Genomic DNA, 22421 nt, shown 5'->3' with positions numbered 1-22421 from the left:
ATGGCCGCGCCCTTTCGCCTGCTGGCGACGCTCCTCTCGCCGCTTGCCCGCCTGGTGACGCTCGTGCCGACCGAGCGCGCGGCCTGGCTCGCCGCTGCGCTCGCCCCGGTGGCGCTGGTGATCGCGGCGACGGCGCCGGGGGCATGGGTCGCCGCGCCGGTGCTGGGCGGCGTGCTGCTGGTGCTGGTGATGGGGGATGCGCTGCTGGCCGGGCGCAATCAGGGCTGGGCGATCCATGCGCCCGCCGATGTCGAGGTCGGCCAGCCGGCCCCGCTTGCGGTGAGCGCGCAGTTTGCCGGCGGGCGGCGGCGGGTGGTCGGCGCCGCGCTCGCGACCGATCCGCGGCTGGCACCGGGCGGGCAGGTGAGCCTGACGCTCGCGCCGCAGACCGACGCCCCCGGCTGGCGCGGCGCGACGCCGATCACCGCCACCCGCCGCGGCACGGCCCGCCTGACCAAGGCGTGGCTGCGCTGGGAGGGACCGCTCGGCCTCGGCGCGCGGCAGGTGTCCTATCCGCTCGATCAGGTGGTGCGGGTATGGCCTGATCTTTCGCCGGTGCGTTCCAAGGATTTGCAATCCTTCCTGCGCAACGCCCAGACCGGCCTCATCGCGCGGCGCATCCGGGGCGAGGGCACGCAGTTCGAGGCCCTGTCCGAATACGAGCCCGGCATGGATCGCCGCCGGATCGACTGGAAGGCGAGCGCGCGTCACACCCGGCTCTACGCCCGCGAGAACGAGAGCGAGCGCAACAACCAGATCGTCTTCGCCTTCGATTGCGGGCAGGCGATGTGCGAGCCGGTGGACGGCTTGCCGCGCATCGACCGCGCCGTCAGTGCTGCGCTCACCTGCGCCTATGTCGCCTTGAAGGGCGGGGACAAGTGCGCGCTGTTCGGCTTTGCCCGCCACCCGCAGCTCTTTACCCCCTTCATCACCGATACGCGCGCCTTCCACCGCTTGCAGAGCGCCGCTGCGGGCCTCGACTACGAAGCCGCCGAGCCCAATTTCACCCTTGCCCTGGCGACCCTCACCGCCAAGCTGAAACGCCGTTCGCTGGTGGTGGTGTTTTCCGATTTCACCGATCCCACCGCGGCCGAACTGATGGTCGAAAGCCTCGGGCGGCTGGCGAACAAGCACCTGGTGCTGTTCGTCACCATGGCCGATGCCGAGATCGAGGCGCAGATCGCTGCCCCGCCCATAGATATCGCCACGCTCGCCCAAGCGGTGACTGCCGACAGCCTCAGCCAGCAGCGCCGGTTGGTGCTCCAGCGGCTGCGGCGCATGGGGATCGACGTGATCGAGGCGCCATGGGAGAAGATCGGCCCGCAGCTGATCGACCGCTATGTCCTGATCAAGAACAGCGAGGCGATCGGATGAAGGCCCCGATCCTCGCGTCATGGTTCGGCCGCGGCGCGATTGCCGCGCCGCCCGACATCGCCAGCGCCACGCTGCGTTCCGACCGCTTCCGGCTGGAGCGCGAGGGCGAATGGCGCAGGCTGGAAAAAATCGTCGCGCGGATGGAGAAAGGCGGGCTGAGGCGCATCGCCGACGCGGATCTGCTCGCCCTGCCGACGCTCTATCGCACTGCGGTATCGAGCCTTGCGGTGGCGCGCGAGACCTCGCTCGATGCCGCCACCCTCGCCTATCTCGAAGCGCTGGTGCAGCGCGCCTGGTTTCAGGTCTATGGCCCGCGGCGCGGCTTTGCCGGCTGGCTGCGCGACTTCCTGCTGGGCGGCTGGAGCCGGGCAGTGCGCGCGATCTGGCTCGACATCTGCATCGCCCTGTTCGTGATGGTGGCGGGCAGCGTGGTGGGCTGGCTGCTCGTGGCCCAGGACGAGGCGTGGTATTACCGGCTTGTCCCCGGCAGTTTCATCGACACCCGCGTGCCCGGCGCCAGCCGCGAGGAGCTGCTGCAATCGCTCGCCACCGAGGACAGCACGGCCGGCCTTTCCACCTTCGCCGCGCAGCTGTTCAGCAACAATTCGGCGGTGTGCATCCTGGCCTTCGCGCTGGGTTTTGCCTTCGGCGTCCCCACGCTGATGCTGCTGGTGCACAACATGGCGTTGCTGGGCGCGATGCTGTGGCTGTTCAACGGGCAGGGCTTGACCCTGGAACTGGCCGCGTGGCTGAGCGTGCACGGCACCACCGAGATCTTCGGCATCCTGCTCTCGGGCGCGGCGGGCCTGCATATCGGGCGCAACATGGCGTTTCCGGGCGCGCGTCCGGTGCTCGCCGCCGCTTCCGAGGCGGGGCAACGCGGGGCGGTGGTGATGGTCGGCGTGGTGATCATGATGATCATCGCCGCGCTGCTCGAAGCCTTCCCGCGCCAGCTGGTCGAGGGGGCCGGCGCGCGCTTGATGATCGGGGGGATGATGCTGACCTTCTGGCTGGCCTATTTCTTCCTCTACCGCCCGGCCCGCCAGCCCGGAGACGGCGGATGAACGCCACCGACAAGCGCGCCCGCGTGATCCTCACCCCCGAAGGTCTCGCCCTTCCGGTAAGGCTCGCCTCGCGCGGGAGCCGGGCGGGGGCGCTGATGCTCGATCTGATGCTTCTCGGCTTCGGCATGGCTTTGTTCCAGCTGCTGGTGCAAGGGATCGCGGGCGGGCTGCTCGATGGCACCGCGCTCGATCCCTCTGCCGCGCCGCGCGGGGCGCAGGAATTTCTGCTGATCGTGCTGGTGATCGTCTATTTCGCCGCGTGGTACGGCTATTTCCTGGTGCAGGAACTCGGCCCGCGCGGCGCGACGCTGGGCAAGCGCATCGTCGGCATCCGCATCGCGGCGCGCAGCGGCGGGTCGCTCGCGCCCGAAGCGGTGATCGCGCGCAACCTGATCCGCGACATCGAGCTGTTCTATCCGATCGTGCTGATCCTCACCTTGCTGGTGATGAATGCCGGCGATGAGGATATCGGCCCGCTGCCATGGGTGGCGACCGGGTGGTTCGCGCTGTTCCTGCTGCTGCCCTTTTTCAACCGCGATGCCCTGCGTGCGGGCGACATCGTCGCCGGGACATGGGTGATCGAGCGCCCCCGCGCCAAGCTCGCCGCGGCGCTCTCGGCACAGGGCGCGGCCGCCGCGCAGGGGGCGAGCGCGGTCACAGGGGCGCGCTACGCTTTCGGCGAGGCCGAGCTGTCGATCTATGGCGAGAAGGAATTGCAGACGCTCGAGCAGATGCTGCGCGATGCCCCGCCAGAGGCGCTCGCAGCCGTGCATGCGACGATCTGCCGCAAGATCGGCTGGAACCCGGGCGCGGGCGATGAAAGGGCTTTCCTCGAAGCCTTCTATGCGCAACTGCGCGCCAAGCTCGAAGGCGACATGCGCTTCGGCAAACGCAAGGCGGACAAGTTCTCATGAGAATGGATCGGCGGTTTTTCCTCGGCGGCAGCCTCGCGCTCGGCGCATCGGCCTGCATCCCGCCCGATCAGAGCCCGGCCGGGCGGCTGGCGGCGGAACTCATGATCATCGAGGCGGCGGGTAATGGCACGCTCGGGGTCGCGCTGTTCAACACCGTCACCGGCGCCTCGGTTGGCCTCAATCAGGACCGCCGCTTCGGCCATGCCTCCTCGTTCAAGTTCAGCCTCGCCGCGCTGCTGCTCCAGCGCCATGCGGCGGGCCTGATCGATGCCGACCGCGACGTGATGTGGAGCGAGGCGGATATGCTTCCCTACGCCCCCTTCACCCGCGAGCGCATGGCAAGCGGGGCCACCTTGCGCGAATTGGCGCGGGCGGCGCAGACCACTTCGGACAATCCGGCGGCCAACATCCTGCTGCGCGAACTCGGCGGTCCGGTGGCGCTGACCGCCTTCTGGCGCTCCATCGGCGACGAGGTGAGCCGGGCCGATCGCTACGAGCCGGCGCTCAACAACGTGCCCACCGGCGAGTTCCGCGACACCACCACCCCTGCCGCGATGGCGCGCAATGTCGCCCGGATCATCTATGGCGACGTGCTGCCGGAAAAGGAGCGGGCCGAGCTGAAAGGCTGGATGATCGAGACCCGGACCGGCGCACGGCGGGTGCGCGCCGGGCTGCCGCAAGGCTGGATCGCCGGCGACAAGACCGGCACCAGCGGCCTCCTCGGCACCAGCGAATACAACTATATCGACATCGGCTTTGCCGAGGGGCCGAAGGGCGAGCCGCCGATCACCTTCGCCTGCTATTTCCGCGCGCGCCAGCGTGAGGACGAGATGCTCGCCAGCGGCGAGACGACGCTGGCCCGCGTGGGCCGGGTGATCAAGGAATTCGCCGAACGCGAGCGCGGCCTGCCGCTGGTGGGCAAGCTTTACTGATCAATGATCGGGCGTGTTCGACGCCCTCTCCTCGCCCCCGAAGATCGCCACTTCTTTGACGCCCGCACTGGTTGCGCGGCCGCGATACATGCCGGTGGTGTTGAAGCTGAAGAGCGCATGACCTTCGGGCGTGACGAGGATCACCCCGCCATCGCCGCCCAGCTGCTTGACGTCGGCCATCACCGCATCGGCGATGTATTGCGCCACCTCGGCCGGCATGGCGTCATCGGCTGCGGCCGGATCGGCCATCAGCGCATCGACCTCTCTGGTCGCCCTCAGCCGCGCGCAGATCTCGTGTGCCACGCCGACGCGCAGGAAATATTCGCCCCAGCCCGTCGCCGAGACCGCGCAGGCGCGGTTGTCCGCATAGGTCCCCGCGCCGATCACCGGCGCATCGCCGACGCGGCCCCAGCGCTTGCCGGTCATCCCCCCGGTCGAGGTGCCCGCGGCAAGGTTGCCGTTCTGGTCCAATGCCACCGCGCCCACCGTGCCGAACTTCAAATCGACATCGAGCGCCGAGAGCTTCTCCGCCTTCATCCGCTCCAGCGCCTCGCGCCGCGCTGGCGTGGCGAAATATTCGGGCGGGGTGACGGCAAAGCCCTTTTCCAGCGCAAAGGCCTCGGCGCCCGCGCCGATCAGGAACACGTGCTCGCTATCGGTGCGGACCGTGTCGGCAAGCAGGATCGGGTTCTTGACCGTCTTCACCCCAGCGACTGCGCCCGCGCTGCGATCGCGCCCGTCCATGATCGAGGCGTCGAGTTCGTTGGTCCCCTCCCAGGTGAATACTGCACCTCGCCCGGCGTTGAACAGCGGCGAATCCTCCAGCGGGATGATCGCGGCCTTGACCGCATCGATCGCGCTGCCGCCCTCGGCCAGCACCTTGGCCCCGGCATCGAGCGCCTGCTGGAGCGCGGCCTCGTATTCGGCGCGGCGCTCGGGCGTCATCTGCACGGGATCGAGCGTGCCCGCGCCGCCATGGATCGCGATCGACCATTTGGGCGCTTCCCCGGCAAGGGCTGACTGGGACATGAGGGCGAGCGCGAGTGCGGCGATGGGTTTCTTCATGGGTCAAGCTGTAACGCGGCGCTGACCGTTTCGCCAGCTTAACAGCACGCACCCGAAGGACTAAGGATGGGGACATGATCTATCGCCCCGCCACGCTCGCCGATGCCCCCGCGCTTGCCGCGCTCGGCGCGCAAACCTTCATCGCCGCCTTCGGCCACCTCTACACGCCCGAAAACCTCGCCGCCTTCCTCGCGCAGGTGCACTCTCCCCGCCCCGTTGCCGAAGAGATTGCGGGTAATGAATGCACCCATCGCCTCGTCGAGCACGAAGGCAAACTCGTCGCCTATTGCAAGCTGCGCTACCCGAGCCAATACGCCGCGCTCAGCGATGCGCGGAACCCGCTCGAACTCGGCCAGCTCTATGCCCTGCCAAGCCATACCGGCCAGGGCATCGGCGCGAAGCTGATGGATTGGGCGCTGGAACAGGCGCGCGCGGGCGGGCATGATGCGATGCTGCTCAGCGTCTATTCGGAAAACTACGGCGCGCAGCGCTTCTACGAGCGCTACGGCTTCGGCAAGATCGCCGACATCACCTTCCGGGTGGGTGAGCATTACGATCCGGAATTCCTCTACGAACGGAAACTGTAAAGCGGGGCACACAGACATGGGCGCCTTCGGCTGGAGCAGCACCACCGACGAGGTGCTCGCGGACAAGGACCTGACGGGCCTGACGGTGTTCGTCACCGGGGCCAATTCGGGGCTGGGGCAGGAGACCGCGCGCGCCATGGCGGCCAAGGGCGCGCAGGTGATGATGGCGGGGCGGGATCAGGCCAAGCTCGATGCCGCACTGGCGACGATCCGCGCCCGCGTGCCCGACGCGCAGATCGACACCATCATCTGCGATCTCGGCAATCTGGCGCAGCTGCGCGCCTGCGGGGCCGAAGCCCGCGCGCGGCTGGCGAAGATCGACCTGCTCATCAACAATGCCGGGGTGATGGCCTGCCCGTTCACCCGCACCGCCGATGGGTTCGAGATGCAGCTGGGCACCAACCATCTCGGCCATTTCGCGCTGACCGCGGAGCTGCTGCCGCTAATCGAGGCGGGCAGCGCAAGACGCATCGTCAATCTCTCAAGCCGCGGCCACTTCTTTGCCCCGGTCAACCTCGATGATCCGCATTTCGAGGCCCGCCCCTATGATCCATGGGAAGGCTACGGCCGTTCCAAGACCGCCAATATCCTGTTCACGGTCGGCCTCGAAGCGCGGCTTGGGGCGCGCGGCATCCATGCCTATGCGGTGCATCCGGGCGGCATCCAGACCAATCTCGGCCGCCACTTGAGCGAGGACATGGCGGCCGCGCTGATGGCGCGGGTCACCAGCGGCGACCGTGGATTTGCCTGGAAAACCATCCCGCAGGGCGCGGCAACCAGCTGCTGGGCCGCGACCGCGCCGCAGATCGAAGGCAAGGGCGGGGTCTATTGCGAGGACTGCCACGTGGCCGAGGTTGACGACGTTTCGACCAACAGCGGAGTGCGCTCCTACGCGCTCGATCCCGTCACCGCCGACAAGCTGTGGACGCTGAGCGAGGAACTCACCGGGGCACGCTACGCCTAGCTGGCGAGAAATGCCTTCAGCAGCGCGAAAACGTCTTTCGCCTCGCGGGTCAGGGTGATCGCCATGAACACGTGCGGCGCGCCCTCGTATTCGTAGAGTTTCGCGTCGGCTCCGGCGGCGTGCAGCCTTGCGGCGAAGGTGCGCGAATCGACGATGAACAGGTCGTGCCGCCCGGTCCAGATGCGCGTGGCCGGCAGCTGTGCCAATTCGGCAAGCGGGGCGTAGAGCGGGCTGAGCTCGGCACTGGCCGGATCGCGCGGGCCCGCCACCAGCGCCCCGCAGGCGCGCAGCGTGCCGATCTTGAGCATCGGGTCATGCGGCTCGATCGCGGCAATCGCCGGATCGGCCAGCGTCAGATCGAGCCACGGGGCGAACAGCGCGAGCTTGCCCGGCAGCGGGCCACCCGAACGCACCAGCCGCAGCGCCAGCGCCAGCGCCATGTGACCGCCCGCTGAATCCCCGTTGAGGATGATCCGCGCCGGATCGTGCTTCGCGGCAAGCCCGGCATAGACCGCGTCGGCCAGTGCCTCCTGCGCGCTGTGCGGGCTTTCGGGTGCCACCGCATAAAGCGGCACGGTGACGCTGATGCCGCAGCGCGCGATCATCGCGGCGATCAGGGGCCAGTGCACCGCGAACATCGGCTGGACGAAGCCGCCGCCGTGGAAATAGAGCATGTGCCAGGGCGCGGGGCCCGATCTGGGGTGGAGCGTCACCACCTTCTGGCCTTGCACCGCCTGTTCCTCGACGATGAAGCGGCGGCGGAAACGCGCAGGCATCGGCGCGTCTTCGGGCAGTGCGCGGCCCGTCATCGCCTTGGCAAAGCCCTCGGCATCATGCGGGAACACCGGCGGGCGCTTGCCGATCAGCCATTTGACCGCCCGCAGCGCGAGGCTCGGGCTGGGGCTGCGCAGTTCGGCGGTGTTGTCGGTCAGCATGATCTTTCCCTCTTGACCGGCAGACTGGCGCGCGGCTCGGGCAAGTCAAGCCTTTCGCCAAGGGACCTGCTGCGTCCCGGCTGGCAGCGCCCAAAGCCGGCCAGCGTGGTCTTGGCCCGCTCTGCCCGACGCGCGATTCGGCAGATACAGGGTTACATCTTCCGCCGCGCGGGTGATTGCTCCGCTCCGGCCGCGCGGCTATATGCATGGCCATGTCCAGCATCCGTCCTTGGCGCAATATCGAACGCCGCAAATGCCGCCAGATCATGGTCGGCAATGTTCCGGTCGGCGGTGATGCCCCGATCACCGTCCAGACCATGACGAACACGCCGACCGAGGACGTGAAGGCGACGATCGACCAGATCCGCCGCTGCGAGGAGGTGGGGGCGGACATCATCCGCGTGTCCTGCCCGACCGAGGAGTCGACCAGGAACTTCAGGCAGATCACCCGCGCCGCGCGGATCCCGGTGGTCGCCGACATCCATTTCCACTACAAGCGCGCGCTCGAAGCGGCCGACGCGGGCGCGGCCTGCCTGCGCATCAACCCGGGCAATATCGGCTCGGCCGACCGCGTCGCCGAAGTGGTGCGCGCGGCCAAGGCCAATGGCTGCGCGATCCGCATCGGGGTCAACGCCGGCAGCCTCGAGAAGGACCTGCTGGAGAAATATGGCGAGCCCTGCCCCGAAGCGCTGATCGAAAGCGCGTTGGATCATATCAAGCTGCTGCAGGATCACGATTTTCACGAGTTCAAGGTGGCGGTGAAGGCTTCCGACGTGTTCCTTGCGGTCGCGGCCTATATGGGCCTTGCCGAAGCGGTCGATTGCCCGCTGCATCTGGGGATTACCGAGGCCGGTGGGCTGATCGGCGGCACGGTCAAGTCCTCGATCGGCATCGGCTCGCTGCTGTGGGCCGGGATCGGTGACACGATCCGCGTCAGCCTTTCCGCCGAGCCGGAGCAGGAGGTCAAGGTCGGCTTCGAGATGCTCAAGGCACTGGGCCTGAGAACCCGCGGTGTGCGGGTGGTATCCTGCCCTTCCTGCTCGCGTCAGGGCTTCGATGTGATCCGCACGGTCGAGATTCTCGAAAAGCGGCTCGAACACATCAAAACGCCGATGAGCCTCTCGGTGCTCGGCTGTGTCGTCAATGGCCCGGGCGAAGCGCGCGAGACCGATATCGGCCTCACCGGCGGCGGCAACGGCAAGCACATGGTTTACCTGTCGGGTGTGAAGGCCCACGCCATCGACGACGAGGCGATGCTCGAACACATCGTCAAACTGGTCGAGGAAAAGGCCGCAGCGATCGAGCGCGGCGAGGCAACCGCCTTCGATCCCCATGCGACCCCCGCCGAAGCAGCCGAGTGATCCGCGCCTGTCTCGCCCTGTGTCTGGCGCTTGCGCTGGCCGGCTGCGCGACGGGCGCGCCCGTGCTCAAGGCGCACGGGCCGCAGGCGCTGCGCTTTGATGCCGCGGCCAATGCCGGCGGCGAGGTCGATGCCGCCCTTGCGCGCGCTGCGGCCGAGGGCAAGCGGGTGCTGCTGGTGTTGGGCGCCAACTGGTGCCATGACAGCACCGCGCTCGCCGGATGGCTCACAACGGCGCGCTTTGCCGCGCTGGTGGCGGAAAATTATGAACTCGTCTTCGTCAATGTCGGCGTGCCGCAGACCGGCGAGGGCGTGAATCTCGACATCGCCCGCCGCTTCGGCCTTGCCGAGCTGAGGGGCACCCCGGCGCTACTGGTGCTTACGGCCGAGGGCAAGCCGGTCAACCTCGATACGGCGGCCAGCTGGCGCAACGCCGCCAGCCGCAGCGAGGAGGCGATCTACGCCGAGCTTGCCGCGCTGGCCCGGCGGCCGACGCCATGATCGAAGCGCTCCTGCTCGCACTCGCGCTGGCGATGGACGCCCTTGCCGTGGCGCTCACGCAGGGCGCCAAGTTCCGGCCCGGCTGGCGCGGCGGGCTGGCGATTGCGCTCACTTTCGGGGGGTTTCAGGCGCTGATGCCGCTCGCTGGATGGGTGGTCGGCGCGGCGGCGCAGATCTATATCGAGGCGGTCGATCACTGGATCGCCTTCGGCTTGCTGACTTTCCTCGGGGTGCGGATGCTGGGCGGCCATGGCGAGGAGGAAGAAGCCGCGCACGCCCTGACGGGCCGGGCGCTGCTGCTGGCCGGCGTCGCCACCAGCATCGATGCGCTGGCGGCGGGGATCACCCTGCCGACGCTCGCGGTGAAGCCGCTGCTGGCCGCGGCGCTGATCGGCCTCATCACCGCCGCCATGAGCGGTGCGGGGGTGGCGCTGGGTCGGATTGCAGGCGACCGCTTGGGCGAATGGGCCGAGCGCGCGGGCGGGGTGATCCTGATCGCGCTGGGCTGCAAGATCCTTGGCCAGCACACCGGATACCTCTGACGCGGCGATGCTCCACGTCGTCCACCACGCCGACTACATGGCGCCGAGGCCGGAGCGCGGCACCTTCCGCTTCGACAAATACTATCTCGTCATGGAGGAGCTGCGCCGGAGCGGAGCGCCGATCACCGAATACGCTCCCGAGCCGATGCCGCGGCAATGGCTCGAAGCGGTGCATTGCCCCGACTATGTCGATCAGGTGCTGCGCGCCGCCGTCCCGCGCGAAAAGGAGCGGCGGATCGGCTTTCCCGTCAGCCCCGCGATCGCCTCGCGCGTGCGCCATACCAATGGCGGCACATGGCTCGCCGCGCAGCTTGCCCGCGCGCACGGCTATGCCGCCAACTCCGCCGCCGGGAGCCACCATGCGCTCTACGATACCGGCGCGGGTTACTGCGTGTTCAACGATCTTGCCGTCACCGCCAATCGCCTGATCGCCGAAGGCCAGGCGGCCCGCGTGTTGATCGTCGATCTCGACGTGCATCAGGGCGACGGCACCGCCAGCCTCACCGCCGGGCGCGAGGAGATCTTTACCCTCTCGCTCCATGCCGAGAAGAATTTTCCGGTGAGGAAGGCGCGATCGAGCCGCGATGTCGGCCTGCCGGACGGGGTCGATGATGACGGCTACATGGAAGCCCTCACCCGCCACCTGCCGGAGGTTCTCGCCGATTTCGCCCCCGACTTCGTGCTCTATCAGGCGGGGGTCGATCCGCACGCCGAGGACAAGCTCGGGCGGCTGGGCCTGAGCGATGCCGGGCTGGCGCTGCGCGATCGCTTCGTCATCGCTTCGTGCCGGGCGCGTCAGCTGCCCGTCGCCAGCGCCCTGGGGGGCGGCTATGGCGATGATCCGCGCGTCGTCGCCGCACGCCATGCCGCCTCGATGCTAACGATGGCGGACGAAAATGGGCGCTGGCCTTTGCCGCAAGCATGCCGGGCCACCGCAGGTGCCAGACTCCAGCCGGCCGCGGGCGGCGGGTCGGGTACGGCGGCTTTCGACAGGCCATAGGGGTCGTCCCGGAGGCAGGCCATGCTTGCCGCCCAGGCCCGCGCAGGAAAGGCGAAGGCCCGACCGTCACATCCCCTCGCGCCATTGCCCCGGCCTCGCTGGCGGCGGAATGGCGGAGCCTATTGCCCCGCCCTCCAGTCGCGGCGCAGCTTCTTGGCGAGGCTCCACTTGTGGACCTCGGTCGGGCCATCGTAGATGCGGAAGGCGCGGATTTCGCGGAACATCGTCTCGACGATGGTCTTGTCGGTCACGCCCGTGCCGCCCATCACCTGCACGCATTTGTCGGCGACGCGCATCAGCGCCTCGGACACGGCGACCTTGGTCATCGAGCTTTCGACCGTGCCCAGCGAGCCCGTATCGAGCACGCCCGCGCACCAGTCGATCATCAGCTCGCATTGCTTGAGGTCAATCATGTTCTCGGCGAGCATGAAGCCCACGCCCTCGTGATCGATCAATTGCTTGCCAAAGGCCATGCGGCGGTTGGCGTAATCGACCGCGATCTCCTGTGCGCGGATGCAGCCGCCTAGCCAGCGCATGCAGTGCGACAGGCGCGCCGGCGACAGGCGGATCTGGGCATATTTGAACCCCTCGCCCGCCTCGCCCAGCATCTGGTCGGCGGGCACGCGCAGATTGTCGATGGTGATTTCGGCATGGCCGCCGGGCATCGAGCTGTCGATGGTGTTGGGCACGGCGGTGATCCGGATTGCGGGATCGGGCAGATCGACAAGGAACATGCAGGCCCCGCCCGCGCTGTCGGGGTCTTCGGACTTGGCCATCACGATCCCGACCTTGGCGCCCTCGGCCCCGGTGATGAAGCACTTCCTGCCGTTGATCACCCAGTGGTTGCCGTCCTTGCGGCAGGTGGTGATCATCATCGAAGGATCCGCGCCTGCGCCGTTCAGTTGCGCCGGCTCGGTCATGAAGAAGGCCGAGCGCGCGCGGCCCGCGACCAGCGGTTCGAGGAAGCGTTCCTTGAGCTCGGGACTGCCGACCTTGCCGATGAGATACATGTTGCCCTCGTCAGGGGCCTGGGTGTTGCAGGCCAGCATCCCCAAGGGCGTTAGCCCGGATTTTGTAAGGATGACCGCCGTCTCGCGCTGGTTGAAGTGGCTGCCGTCGGGGCGGATATGCGGGGTGAGCACGCCGGCCGCGCGCGCCAATTCCCGCATTTCCATCACCAGCTCGTCGGTTGGCGCGCCGTGATGATCGCGGCGGGGATCCTGTTCGTAGGGGAAGATCTTCTCCCGCACGAAAGCTTCCACCCTTGCGGCCATTTCCAGCGCCTCGGTGCTGATCGTCATTGCAATTCCGGCTCCCTTCTCGCCCTTTTGCCGACGCCGGCTAAAGCGCCTTGCCCCCGCAGATGCACCTGCGCGAATTGCTAGAGCAAGTTGTCCTTTCCTCCCGCTACAAGCACTGCAAAACAAGACCGGATCGTGGCGGAGAACAGCATGGCAGGGCAGTACAAGACGATTGCAGTGGAAAAGCGCGAGGCGGTCGACTGGCTGACGCTCAACCGGCCTGAGGCGCTCAATGCGATCACCACCGAAATGGCGGTTGAGCTCAACGACTATTTCGGCGCGCTCTATCACGACCGCGCCACCCGGATCGTGGTGATGCGCGGCGCGGGGCGGGCGTTTTGCGCGGGGCTCGACATCAAGGAGCATGGCAGCCGCGATCCGGCGGCGATCCCGTTCGGCGGGGGCTTCGGCTTTCAGGGCCTGCTGGCCGATGTCTATATCAAGATGCGCCGCTGCCCGCAGCCGATCATCGCAGCCGTGCAGGGCGCGGCCTGCGGCGGGGGTTTTGCCTTTGCGCTCGCCTCCGACATCCGCATCGCCGGGGAGAGCGCACGGATGAACGCCGCTTTCATCCGCCTCGGCCTGTCCGCCTGCGACATGGGAGTGAGCTATTTCCTGCCGCGGCTGGTGGGCGTGTCGCTCGCCTCGGAGCTGATGCTGACGGGGCGCTTCATCACCGCCCCGCGCGCGCTCGCCACGGGTCTCGTCAGCGAGGTGGTGCCGGACGACCAGCTCGAAGCCGCCGCGCAGTCCTATGTCGAGGATATGCTGCTCGCCTCGCCGATGGGCCTGAGGATGACCAAGGAAGGGCTGAACATGGCGGTCGATGCCGCCAGTCTCGAAGCCGCCATGGCGATCGAGAACCGCAACCAGCTGATGACCGCCGCCAGCCCCAATTTCGCCGAAGGGATGCGCGCTTTCCTCGAAAAGCGCCGTCCCGACTACCTTGCCGACTGAAGCCCGAAGCCGCCCATCACCCGCCGCGGCGGGCCATCGGCGCCGGCAAGGCGCGAATCTGCGCCACGTGCAGGCGGGTGATAGGCGGCGGGTGAGCGCCGCCGCAGGCCGTGCCGGAGCGGCAAGGCATACTGTCGGGCACAGCGGCGGGTGTCGGGCAGGTCAGTCCTGCCGCGCCGGGCGCGCCGCCGTCGGCCCGAGATAGCCCAGCTGGCACGCGCGGAATACCGATTGCGCCCGGTTCACCGCACCCAGCTTCGCGCAGGCGCGCGTGACATGGTAGCGCACCCCGGCGTGGCTGCAGCCAAGGATGATGCTGATCTCGAAATCGGTCTTGCCGTGGGCGACCCAGCTCAGGCACTCGATCTCGCGGCTGGTGAGCAGGCTGTCGGTGGGCAGGTAGCGCAGGTCGCGGCTGACCGCGACATAGCCCGACACAAAGCGCAAGATGGCCGCGGCCAGCGCCGCCTCGACGCGGGCGAATTCGGCCGCGAGATCGGTGCGGCCCGGATCGGTGCTGACAAGGATCGCGGTGCCGATCTGGCCGAAAGGCAGATGCACCGGCACGACGATCGCGGCGGCAAAGGGCGCGGATTCGGCGAAGTCATCAAGCGCGAACCGTTCGAGCGTGCGATCCATCAGAGGCGCATGGATGCCGTGACGATTGATCCACACGGGCCCGCCCGCAAGCCGCGCCACGCGCAGCAGGGGCGAGCGCAGCGCGCGATCGAAATTGCGCCAGCCGGTCAGTTCCGCTTCGGTCCAGCCGAACAAGCCGCTGTCGAGCGGCTGTCCCTCGGCATCGACCATCGGCTCTAGCGTGGCCAGATCGTGCCAGACCAGCATCCGCAGTCCGAGGCCGCGCGCGGCGCGTTCCAGCGCCAGCGCCGCCCCGCGAACGTCGTGTCGGTCGTGAATCCGGACCGCGTCTTCGAGCCGGTCGGGCGCGATATGTCGTTGGGGCCTGCGAAGTTCCAGAACATTGGTGGCCAAGGGCGTTCTCCCTGCACGCGATCGCTGGGACGGGCGCGGCGGCGACTCCTGCGCCCCATCAGCAGACTTGCGCAGCGGGCGCGGCCAGTCCAATGTTAATTTGCAAATTTGCAAAGATGAACTTTGCAAACAGGAGGTGGCCGATGGGCAAACGTCAAAGGATGTTCGCGGGCGCACAGCTACGCACCTTGCGCGAGCGGCGCCAGCTCCGGCAGGCCGATCTGGCGCGGCAGCTTGGGATCAGCCCGTCCTATCTCAGCCAGCTCGAACACGACGACCGCCCGCTCACGCCGCGCCTGATCGAGCAGATCGCAAGCCTGTTCCCGCTCGACTGGCAGGACTTCCCCGGCGAGGATGCCGAGCAGCTGACACTGGCCCTGCGCGAGGCCGCGAACGACCCGCTGTTCGATACCCCCCTGCCGCCCGACGCGATCGCGCGGCTCGCCGAACACCAACCCGCCTTCGCGCGGCGCTTTGTCGAACTGCATGAAGCCTACCGCCGCGCCAGCCAGCGCCTTGAGATGGTCGATGAGGCGCTGACAGTCGAGACTGGCCAGGGGGCACGGCTGCCTTGGGAGGAGGTGCGCGACTGGTTCCACCTGTCGAACAACTATGTCGATGGGATCGACCGCGCTGCCGAACGCCTTGCTCGCCTGATCGCGGGCCCGGATGCGGTGCCGACCACCGAGGCGCTGCAACGGCACCTGACCCAGGTGCACGGCATTGCCGTCGAGATCCGCCCGCTCGAAGAACTGCGCAACTTCGATGCGAAAGAGCGGGTGCTGCGGATCGATTCCGGCCAGCCGGCGAGCGGGATCCGCTTCCAGATCGCCTATCATGTCGCCGCGACCACGCTGGGCCCGGTGATCCGCGCGATTGCCGAGGGTGCCGCGCTGCGCAGCGCGGCTGCGCGCGAGCTGCTGACCATCGGGCTTGCCAATTATGCCGCCGGTGCGGTGCTGATGCCCTACGGCGCGTTCCGCACCTCGGCCCGGGCCTTCCGCCACGATGTCGATCGGCTGGCGCTGCATTACCAGACCAGCTTCGAACAGACCTGCCACCGGCTTTCGACCATGCAGCGCGAGGGCGAGCGCGGCCTGCCGATCTTCTTCTGCCGGGTCGACATGGCCGGCAACATCACCAAGCGCCACAGCGCCACCCGCCTGCAGTTCGCGCGCTTCGGCGGGGCCTGCCCGCTGTGGATCGTGCATGAAGCCGCCGCGATCCCCGACCGCATCCTCGTCCAGCTTGCCGAAACACCCGACGGGGTGCGCTACGTCTCGATCGCCAAGGGGCTGGTCAAGACGGCGGGTCGGTTCGATCGCAATCCGCGACGCTATGCCGTGGCGCTGGGGTGCGAGGCGCAGCATGCGGGCGATTTCATCTATGCCGACGGCCTCGATCTTCAATCCGAACGGGCAGTGACGCCGATCGGGGTGTCATGCCGCATTTGCCCGCGAACCGATTGCGAGCAGCGCGCCTACCCGCCAAGCGACCGGACCATCGCGGTCGATCTGTTCCGCCGCGGGGTGGTGCCCTACCAGATGCGCTGAGCGCCCGCCCTGTTGAAACCGGCATGGCCTTGCGGCAAGTCTCGCAGCCATGCGCACGACGGCACAACCGACCGCTCTGATTACCGGAGCCTCCTCGGGCGTGGGATTGTGGACCGCACAAGCCCTGGTCGCACGGGGCTGGCAGGTGATCATGGCCTGCCGCGATCTCGCCAAGGCGCAAGACGCTGCAAGCGCGGTCGGCATTGCGCCCGGCAATTGCACCTTGATGCACCTTGACCTGGCCGATTTCGACTCGGTCCGCGCCCTCGCCATCGCTGCGCGCGAACATCTGCGCGCCCGCGGCGGGGCGCTCGACGCGCTGGTGCTCAACGCCGCGGTGTACCTGCCGCGGGTCGCAGCACCGCTGCGCAACCCCGACGGCTTCGAGCTGTCGGTGGCGACCAACTACCTCGGCCATTTCCTGTTGGCCAACCTGCTGCTGCCCGACCTTCAGGCCGCCCCAGCCCCGCGGCTGGTCGCGCTCGGCACTGTCACCGCCAATTCGGAGGAGTTCGGCGGCAGGGTCCCCATCCCCGCGCCGGCCGATCTGGGCGATTTCGAAGGGCTGGAAGCCGGTTTCCGCGCACCTATTGCGATGATCGACGGCAAGCCGTTCAAACCGGGCAAGGCCTACAAGGATTCCAAGCTCGCGCTGATGATGATGAGCCGCGAGTTGCACGCGCGCTTCCACGCGGCAACGGGCATCGTCTTTGCCACTGTCTATCCCGGCTGCGTCGCCGACACGCCGCTGTTCCGCCATGCCCCGCGCGCCTTTCAGGCGATCTTCCCGTGGTTCCAGAAGAACATCACCAAGGGTTATGTCTCGCAGCCGCTTTCGGGTGAGCGCGTGGCGCAGGTGGTGGCCGATCCGGCCTTCACCGCCTCGGGCGTGCACTGGAGCTGGGGCAACCGCCAGAAGCCGGGGGCCAAGGCCTTTGCCCAGCCGCTGTCGGCCAAGGCCGAGAACCAGCGCCGCGCGGCGCGGCTATGGGATCTCAGCGCGGCGCTGGTCGGTCTGGCACAGCCCGCTCACCGCGAACCGGCCTGAGCGACCCCTTGCTTTTGGCCGGAACCGCGCAGGCGACGCGGCCGCGTCGCTTGGTGGCCGCGGTGCAGACCGGCACCGGCGGCAGGCTATACCTGGCGGACAAGATAAGACTTTTTCAGGAAACCAAGTCTATGCTGGGACGGTGAGCGATTCCGCACGCCTCGATGCCCTTCGCAGTCTCGATCTCGAGACCAGCGCCGACCGGGCGCTGTTCTCGCGCATCACGTTGCTGGCCACCACCATGCTGGGCTGCCCGATCGCGCTGCTCTCGATCGTCGAGGCGGAGCGTCAGTGGTTCCTCGGCAGCACCGGGCTGGACCTTACCGAAACCCCGCGCGATGTCTCGTTCTGCGCGATCTGCATTGCCGGCGAAGGGCCGCTGCTGGTGGCGGATGCGCGCGCCGATCCGCGGTTCCGTGACAATCCGCTGGTGACCGGTGCGCCCTTCGTCCGCTCCTATCTCGGCGTGCCGATCCGTAACGAGGGCGCAGTGACGCTGGGCGCGCTGTGCGCGATTTCGCCCGAACCCCATGCCTTCAGCGAAGCCCAGATCGCGCCGCTCGCGATGCTGGCCGAACTCGCCGAACAAAGCATCGCGCTGGGCGTGCGCACGCGCGCGCTGAGCATGGCCAATACGGCGCTCAAGCAAAGCTCGCAGATCTTCCGCCAGGCCGAGCGCGCCGCCAATGTCGGCAGCTGGCGGGTCGATCTTGCCACCAATCAGCTCCACTGGTCGGACCAGGTCTATGCCATCAACGGGATCGAGCTCGGGCGCCCGATGACCGTCGAGGAAGCGATTGCGCTTTACGAGCCCGAAGACCGGGAGATGGTGACCGCCAAGCTCCAGCAGACCATTGCCGATGGCCGACCGTTCATGTTCGAGACCGGCATCCGCAGCCGCGACGGCCGGCCGCGCCGCGTCCGGGTGGTGGGCGAGCGGGTCGATGTCGACGGCAAGCCCGACAGTGTCGCGGGGATCATCCTCGACTGCACCGAAGAACACCTGCGCAACCTCGCGCTCAAACGGGCCGCCGAGCACGACCGCCTCACCGGCCTGTTCAACCGGGCCAGCTTCGACCGCAGGTTGTCCAGAGCGATGCAGCACGCCGACCGCGAGACGGTGATGGTGGCGCTGCTGGATCTGGACGGATTCAAGGATATCAACGACACGCTCGGCCATTTGGTCGGCGACCGCGTGCTGGTGGCGATCGCGGCGCATTTCCACCAGCGTCTGGGGCAGGGGATGTTCCTGGCTCGCTGGGGCGGCGACGAATTCGCGCTGCTGTTCCCGCCGTCGATGACGCTGGCGGAGGCGCGCGCCTTTCTCGAACGGCTGATCGGCGAGCTTGATGCGGTGGTCGCGCTCGACGGCAGCGCACTCAGCGTCGGCGCAACCTGCGGTCTGGCGCGAGCCGAGCAACCCGGAAGCGCTGCGGAGATCATGCGCCGTGCCGATCTGGCGCTGTATCACGGCAAGCAACAGGGGCGCGGCCACGTGGTATGCTGGGACGCGCAGATCGAGGCGCGCCAGAGCGAGCGCCAGCGCGCCAGCGCCCGCCTGCGCACCGCGCTCAACCAGAGTCGAGCGGTGGTCGCCTACCAGCCGATCGTGGCGCTCGAAACCGGCCAGATCGTCTCGCTCGAGGCGCTCCTGCGACTGCGCGACGCGGACGGGACCCTGGTCACCGCGAGCGAGATCTTTGCCGCGCTGCTCGATCCCGAATTGTCGCGGCGGGTCTCACGCGTCATGCTCGATGCCGTGATCGCCGACGCCCCGGCGATCCTCGCGCTGCTCGGGCCGGAGATCCGGATTGCCATCAACCTGTCGGAAGCGGATCTGCGCAAGGACGATTTCGTGCGTCACCTGATCGAGGTGGTTGACGACAGCCCGCTGATGCCGCGCAACTTCACCATCGAGGTGACTGAGACCATGCTGCTCGATGCCAGCGGCCATCTGCGCGATTCGCTGGCGATGCTCGATGCCTGCGGCTTCACCATCTGCCTCGACGATTTCGGCAGCGGCTTCTCCTCGCTCACCCACTTGCGCCAGTTCCCGATCAAGAAGGTCAAGATCGACCGCGACTTCATCGCCGGGATCGCCGAGGACCATCAGTCGCGCCTGATCATCCAGGCGATCGTGCAGATGGGCCACAGCCTCGGCCTGAGGGTGGTGGTCGAAGGGGTCGAAACCGAGGAGCAGGAAACCTTCCTGCGCGCGATCGGCTGTCGCCACGTGCAGGGCTACCGCTATGGCCGGCCGATGCTGATCGATGAATTGCAAGCGTGGCTCGGCCCCGTCACCGCAGCGCTGCGCCTCAGCGCTTGAGCACACCTTCCTGCGCGCCGTCTCCGGCGGTGAAGATGAAGGTCGTCACGCGTGTGCCGCGACCGAGATTGACCCGGTTTTCCTGCCGCGCCCAGACATCGGTAAGCACCTGCGAATTGACCCGCACTCTGACATCCCCCTCGGGCGCGGGGGCTTCCTGATAGACCATCAGGCTGCCGCCCGAGATCTCGCTGCCGACATAGGCCAGCGCGAGCGGCGCGCCCTCCACCTCCAGCACGAAGCGGCTGGTGACGTAGCGGGCAAAGTCCTCGCGGCTTTTCGCGCTGCCGATGATGTCGGGCAGGCGCACGCCCTGCATTGTCAGTGCGTGTTCGGCATCATGCACCGGCACCTGATGCACGACCTCGATCATCCCGGTGCGCGGATTGACCGAGACCGAGGTGATCGTGATCTTCTGCTGGTGCGCCAGCAGCGGCCCGGCCGGATGGGCCAACAGCAGCAAGCACAACGCGAGCAGGCGCCGCAGCATCATTTGCGTCCGTCAGGCTCCGTCCCGGCGGTCTCGGCCATCAGGTCGCGATTGACGCGGGATTTCGCTTGCTCGTCCTTGAAAGCCTCGATCCGGCTCGGGATGATGCGGCGCGGATAGTGGTTGTTCTCGATATCGGCATCGCCGGTTTCCCAGTCGGGATCGATCACCACCTCGACCAGCTCCTTGCCCTTGGGAAACACCAACAGCTTGGCCACCTCGCGCGCGTTGCGGCGCCAGATTTCGGCCGGGATCTTGAGCTTTTCGGTGCTGCCGTCCTTGAACGTCAGGCCGAGAATGATCGGCATCACCAGCCCGCCCTTGTTCGAGAAATTGAGGACATAGTAGTTCGCATCCTCCTTCACCGCGCGGTCGAACACGCGCCGCTCCCAAGGCTCGAGCCCTTCGAGGAAGCTGGTGTAGTCCCTGCGGTCCTTGGGGGTGACGGTGAATTCGTCATTACGGTCGTAGAAGTCGCGCAGGCCCGGATTTTCCAGCACCCACACCGGCAGCTTCTGATCACGGTTGAGGCCGATGCCGACCGGTTCGGGTTCGACCTGGCGCTCGGCCCGGCGGCGCGGCAGATCGATGTCGGGATCCTTGGTGTCGATCCTCAGCCGGTAGATCGAATCGAGGCTGATATCGACATGATCGGTGGTGTAGAACCACCCGCGCCAGAACCAGTCGAGGTCAGTGCCGCTGGCTTCCTCGATGGTACGGAAGAAATCCGCCGGGGTCGGACGCTTGAATTTCCAGCGCCGGGCATATTCCCTGAGCGCGAAGTCGAAGCGCTCCCGCCCGATGATGGTGTCGCGCAGCAGGTGATAGGCCGCCGAGGGCTTGCCATAGGCATTGGCGCCGAGGTTGGTGACCGAATCCGACTGGGTCATGATCGGTTCCTGCTGGCTCGAGACCATGTAGGAGACCATGTCGCGCGGCAGGCTGCGGGTCCACGGCAGGGTCGGGTCCCATTCATAGCCGGCAACCGAATCCAGGAAGGAGTTGAGGCCCTCGTCCATCCACGTCCACTGACGTTCGTCCGAGTTCACCGTCATCGGGAAGTAGATGTGCCCGATCTCGTGGATCACCACACCGACGAGGAACATCTTCTCGGCCAGCGAATAGGTGCGCGTGCCGTCCTTGTTGAGCGTGGTCCGGGGTCCGTTGAAGGTGATCATCGGATATTCCATCCCGCCCACCGGCCCGTTGACGGACTGCGCAGTGGGATAGGGATAATCGAAGCTGAAGCGCGAATAGACCTTGAGCGTGTGGACCACCGCGGCGGTCGAATATTTGCGCCACAATTCCCCGCCTTCCTTGGGCCAGAAGCTCATGGCGAGCACGGTCTTATGCTCGGCACCAGGCTGCTTGACCCCTTGCGCATCCCACATGAACTTGCGGCTGGAAGCCCAGGCGAAATCGCGCACGTTCTGCGCCGAGAACCGCCAGGTCTTCTTGCCTTTGGGATTGCCCGCTTCGGCAGCCGCGGCTTCCTGGGGGGTGACGATGAACACCGGCGCGGCAGCGTTCTTCGCCGTCTCCAGCCGCTGGCGCTGGGCCGGGGTGAGCACCTGTTCCGGGTTCTGGAGCACCCCGGTCGCGGCGACGATGTGATCGTCGGGCACGGTCATCGCGACTTCATAGTCCCCGAATTCGAGCGTGAACTCGCCGCGCCCGAGGAACTCCTTGTTGTGCCAGCCTTCATAGTCCGAATAGGCGACCATGCGCGGGAGCCATTGGGCGAGGAGGAAAATGTCGTTGCCGCCCTTGCGCGGATCGTCAGGAAAATGTTCGTAGCCCGAACGCGCCACCACCGCGTCTTCCTCAACGATGTTGAAGGCCCAAGCGATGGTGAATTCAACAGTTGCTCCCGGCGCGAGCGGCTCGGGCAGGTCGATCCGCATCAGCGTGCCGACGATGGTGTGCGGCAGATCGGCCCCGGCCAGCGTCTTCACCGCACTGATTTCATAGCCATAGTCATTGTCCGCCATCGCCTGCTGGCGGCGCAGCTCGTCGAGCGAGAGCTTGGTCGGCTCGGTCGCCGAGCCGAGGCTGACCTTCGGCCCGCGCCGGCCCGGGCCACCAAAGGCATCGGTGAGTTCGGCCAGCGAATCGCGCTTGAAGATGTTCTGATCGAGCTGCATCCACAGCCATGGTAGGGTGTCGGGCGAATTGTTGGTGTAGCGCACCGTGGCACGGCCGGTCAGGCGGCGCCTGGGCTCGTCGAGCTCGGCTTGGATCCGGTAATCGACCTTCTGCTGCCAATATTCATGCCCGGGTGCGCCGCTGGCATTGCGATAGGTGTTGGGGGTGGGCAGGACTTCATCGAGCTGGCGGAACTTGTCCTCGAAACTGCCCTTGGTCTGTTGCACGCCCTGTGCGGCGGCGGGGACAGCGAAAAGCAGGGCAAGGACAAACAGAACGAAACGCAAGGGCGTTCTCCGGCAAGGCAGCTACACGGGTTCGGGTTGCGGTCACAGCGCAAAAGCCGCGCCGAGACAAGGGGCCAATCCGC

20 protein-coding genes are annotated in these 22421 nt (G+C 67.4%); 14 read left to right on the top strand and 6 right to left on the bottom strand.

The window, feature by feature from the left end; all coding sequences use genetic code 11:
- Genes BZF61_RS06825 through bla form a run of 4 tightly spaced genes read left to right on the top strand, consistent with a single transcriptional unit; the run spans position 1 to position 4284 of the window.
- The gene (locus tag BZF61_RS06825) at positions 1-1374 is read left to right on the top strand and encodes a DUF58 domain-containing protein (RefSeq protein ID WP_086617965.1); all 1374 of its coding nucleotides are present in this window, start codon (positions 1-3) and stop codon (positions 1372-1374) included.
- Positions 1371-2438 (top strand): stage II sporulation protein M, encoded by a 1068-nt coding sequence (locus BZF61_RS06820; RefSeq protein WP_086617963.1) that lies wholly within the window; start codon positions 1371-1373, stop codon positions 2436-2438. The genes BZF61_RS06825 and BZF61_RS06820 overlap by 4 nt, the downstream gene beginning before the upstream one ends.
- Positions 2435-3352: an RDD family protein gene (locus BZF61_RS06815; protein ID WP_086617961.1), complete on the top strand. Its 918-nt coding sequence runs from the start codon at positions 2435-2437 to the stop codon at positions 3350-3352. The genes BZF61_RS06820 and BZF61_RS06815 overlap by 4 nt, the downstream gene beginning before the upstream one ends.
- Positions 3349-4284: a class A beta-lactamase gene (bla, locus tag BZF61_RS06810; protein WP_086617960.1), complete on the top strand. Its 936-nt coding sequence runs from the start codon at positions 3349-3351 to the stop codon at positions 4282-4284. The genes BZF61_RS06815 and bla overlap by 4 nt, the downstream gene beginning before the upstream one ends.
- On the opposite strand, the gene BZF61_RS06805 is transcribed toward bla, so the two are convergent.
- On the bottom strand, positions 4285-5349 hold the full coding sequence (locus tag BZF61_RS06805) for an isoaspartyl peptidase/L-asparaginase family protein (protein WP_086617958.1): 1065 nt from the start codon (positions 5347-5349) through the stop codon (positions 4285-4287).
- Between the two features lie 74 nt (positions 5350-5423).
- Between BZF61_RS06805 and BZF61_RS06800 the strand changes: the two genes are divergently transcribed.
- On the top strand, positions 5424-5936 hold the full coding sequence (locus BZF61_RS06800; RefSeq protein WP_086617957.1) for a GNAT family N-acetyltransferase: 513 nt from the start codon (positions 5424-5426) through the stop codon (positions 5934-5936).
- 16 nt (positions 5937-5952) lie between these two features.
- Positions 5953-6900, top strand: coding sequence for an SDR family NAD(P)-dependent oxidoreductase (locus BZF61_RS06795; RefSeq protein ID WP_086617955.1), 948 nt, complete (start codon positions 5953-5955; stop codon positions 6898-6900).
- Here BZF61_RS06795 and BZF61_RS06790 read toward each other — a convergent pair.
- Positions 6897-7835: an alpha/beta hydrolase fold domain-containing protein gene (locus tag BZF61_RS06790; RefSeq protein ID WP_086617954.1), complete on the bottom strand. Its 939-nt coding sequence runs from the start codon at positions 7833-7835 to the stop codon at positions 6897-6899. The genes BZF61_RS06795 and BZF61_RS06790 overlap by 4 nt on opposite strands.
- Before the next feature lie 212 nt (positions 7836-8047).
- Between BZF61_RS06790 and ispG the strand changes: the two genes are divergently transcribed.
- From ispG to BZF61_RS06770, 4 genes are read left to right on the top strand one after another with little or no spacing between them, the layout of a single operon-like run.
- Positions 8048-9196, top strand: coding sequence for a flavodoxin-dependent (E)-4-hydroxy-3-methylbut-2-enyl-diphosphate synthase (gene ispG / locus BZF61_RS06785; RefSeq protein WP_086618021.1), 1149 nt, complete (start codon positions 8048-8050; stop codon positions 9194-9196).
- Positions 9193-9696 carry a thioredoxin family protein gene (locus tag BZF61_RS06780; protein ID WP_086617952.1) on the top strand — a complete coding sequence of 168 codons (504 nt, stop codon included), beginning with the start codon at positions 9193-9195 and terminating at the stop codon, positions 9694-9696. The genes ispG and BZF61_RS06780 overlap by 4 nt, the downstream gene beginning before the upstream one ends.
- Entirely contained in the window at positions 9693-10238 is a 546-nt protein-coding gene (locus BZF61_RS06775) for a manganese efflux pump MntP (protein WP_086617950.1), read from the top strand. Before BZF61_RS06780 ends, BZF61_RS06775 begins: the two co-directional genes overlap by 4 nt.
- Before the next feature lie 37 nt (positions 10239-10275).
- Positions 10276-11238 (top strand): histone deacetylase family protein, encoded by a 963-nt coding sequence (locus BZF61_RS06770; RefSeq protein WP_086618019.1) that lies wholly within the window; start codon positions 10276-10278, stop codon positions 11236-11238.
- A 119-nt stretch (positions 11239-11357) separates the two neighbouring features.
- On the opposite strand, the gene BZF61_RS06765 is transcribed toward BZF61_RS06770, so the two are convergent.
- Entirely contained in the window at positions 11358-12539 is a 1182-nt protein-coding gene (locus BZF61_RS06765; RefSeq protein ID WP_086617949.1) for an acyl-CoA dehydrogenase family protein, read from the bottom strand.
- Between the two features lie 150 nt (positions 12540-12689).
- Here BZF61_RS06765 and BZF61_RS06760 point away from each other — a divergent pair, with 150 nt between their 5' ends.
- Entirely contained in the window at positions 12690-13496 is an 807-nt protein-coding gene (locus tag BZF61_RS06760) for an enoyl-CoA hydratase/isomerase family protein (RefSeq protein ID WP_086618018.1), read from the top strand.
- A gap of 162 nt (positions 13497-13658) precedes the next feature.
- Here the strand turns inward: BZF61_RS06760 and BZF61_RS06755 are convergent, their stop codons facing one another.
- Positions 13659-14489: a helix-turn-helix transcriptional regulator gene (locus BZF61_RS06755; protein ID WP_086617941.1), complete on the bottom strand. Its 831-nt coding sequence runs from the start codon at positions 14487-14489 to the stop codon at positions 13659-13661.
- 143 nt (positions 14490-14632) lie between these two features.
- Between BZF61_RS06755 and BZF61_RS06750 the strand changes: the two genes are divergently transcribed.
- The 3 genes from BZF61_RS06750 to BZF61_RS06740 all read left to right on the top strand — a co-directional run bounded on the left by BZF61_RS06750 (position 14633) and on the right by BZF61_RS06740 (position 19416).
- A complete protein-coding gene (locus tag BZF61_RS06750; RefSeq protein WP_086617939.1) occupies positions 14633-16042 on the top strand; it encodes a helix-turn-helix domain-containing protein in 1410 nt (469 codons plus the stop codon).
- Positions 16043-16091: 49 nt separating this feature from the next.
- On the top strand, positions 16092-17090 hold the full coding sequence (locus BZF61_RS06745; protein WP_086617938.1) for a protochlorophyllide reductase: 999 nt from the start codon (positions 16092-16094) through the stop codon (positions 17088-17090).
- Positions 17091-17232: 142 nt separating this feature from the next.
- Positions 17233-19416, top strand: coding sequence for a putative bifunctional diguanylate cyclase/phosphodiesterase (locus tag BZF61_RS06740; protein ID WP_086617936.1), 2184 nt, complete (start codon positions 17233-17235; stop codon positions 19414-19416).
- Here the strand turns inward: BZF61_RS06740 and BZF61_RS06735 are convergent.
- Together BZF61_RS06735 and BZF61_RS06730 are read right to left on the bottom strand one after the other, a co-directional pair.
- The gene (locus BZF61_RS06735) at positions 19406-19909 is read right to left on the bottom strand and encodes a DUF6702 family protein (protein WP_086617935.1); all 504 of its coding nucleotides are present in this window, start codon (positions 19907-19909) and stop codon (positions 19406-19408) included. The two genes, BZF61_RS06740 and BZF61_RS06735, sit on opposite strands and share 11 nt — an antisense overlap.
- Positions 19906-22338 carry a M1 family metallopeptidase gene (locus BZF61_RS06730; RefSeq protein ID WP_086617933.1) on the bottom strand — a complete coding sequence of 811 codons (2433 nt, stop codon included), beginning with the start codon at positions 22336-22338 and terminating at the stop codon, positions 19906-19908. Before BZF61_RS06730 ends, BZF61_RS06735 begins: the two co-directional genes overlap by 4 nt.
- Positions 22339-22421: the final 83 nt, after the last annotated feature.

Origin of the sequence: Erythrobacter tepidarius (assembly GCF_002155695.1) — a bacterium.
In the GTDB taxonomy this organism is placed as follows: Bacteria; Pseudomonadota; Alphaproteobacteria; order Sphingomonadales; family Sphingomonadaceae; genus Erythrobacter; species Erythrobacter tepidarius.
Note: the sequence above shows the minus strand (reverse complement) of the source record. Positions and strands in the feature narration are given on the sequence as shown.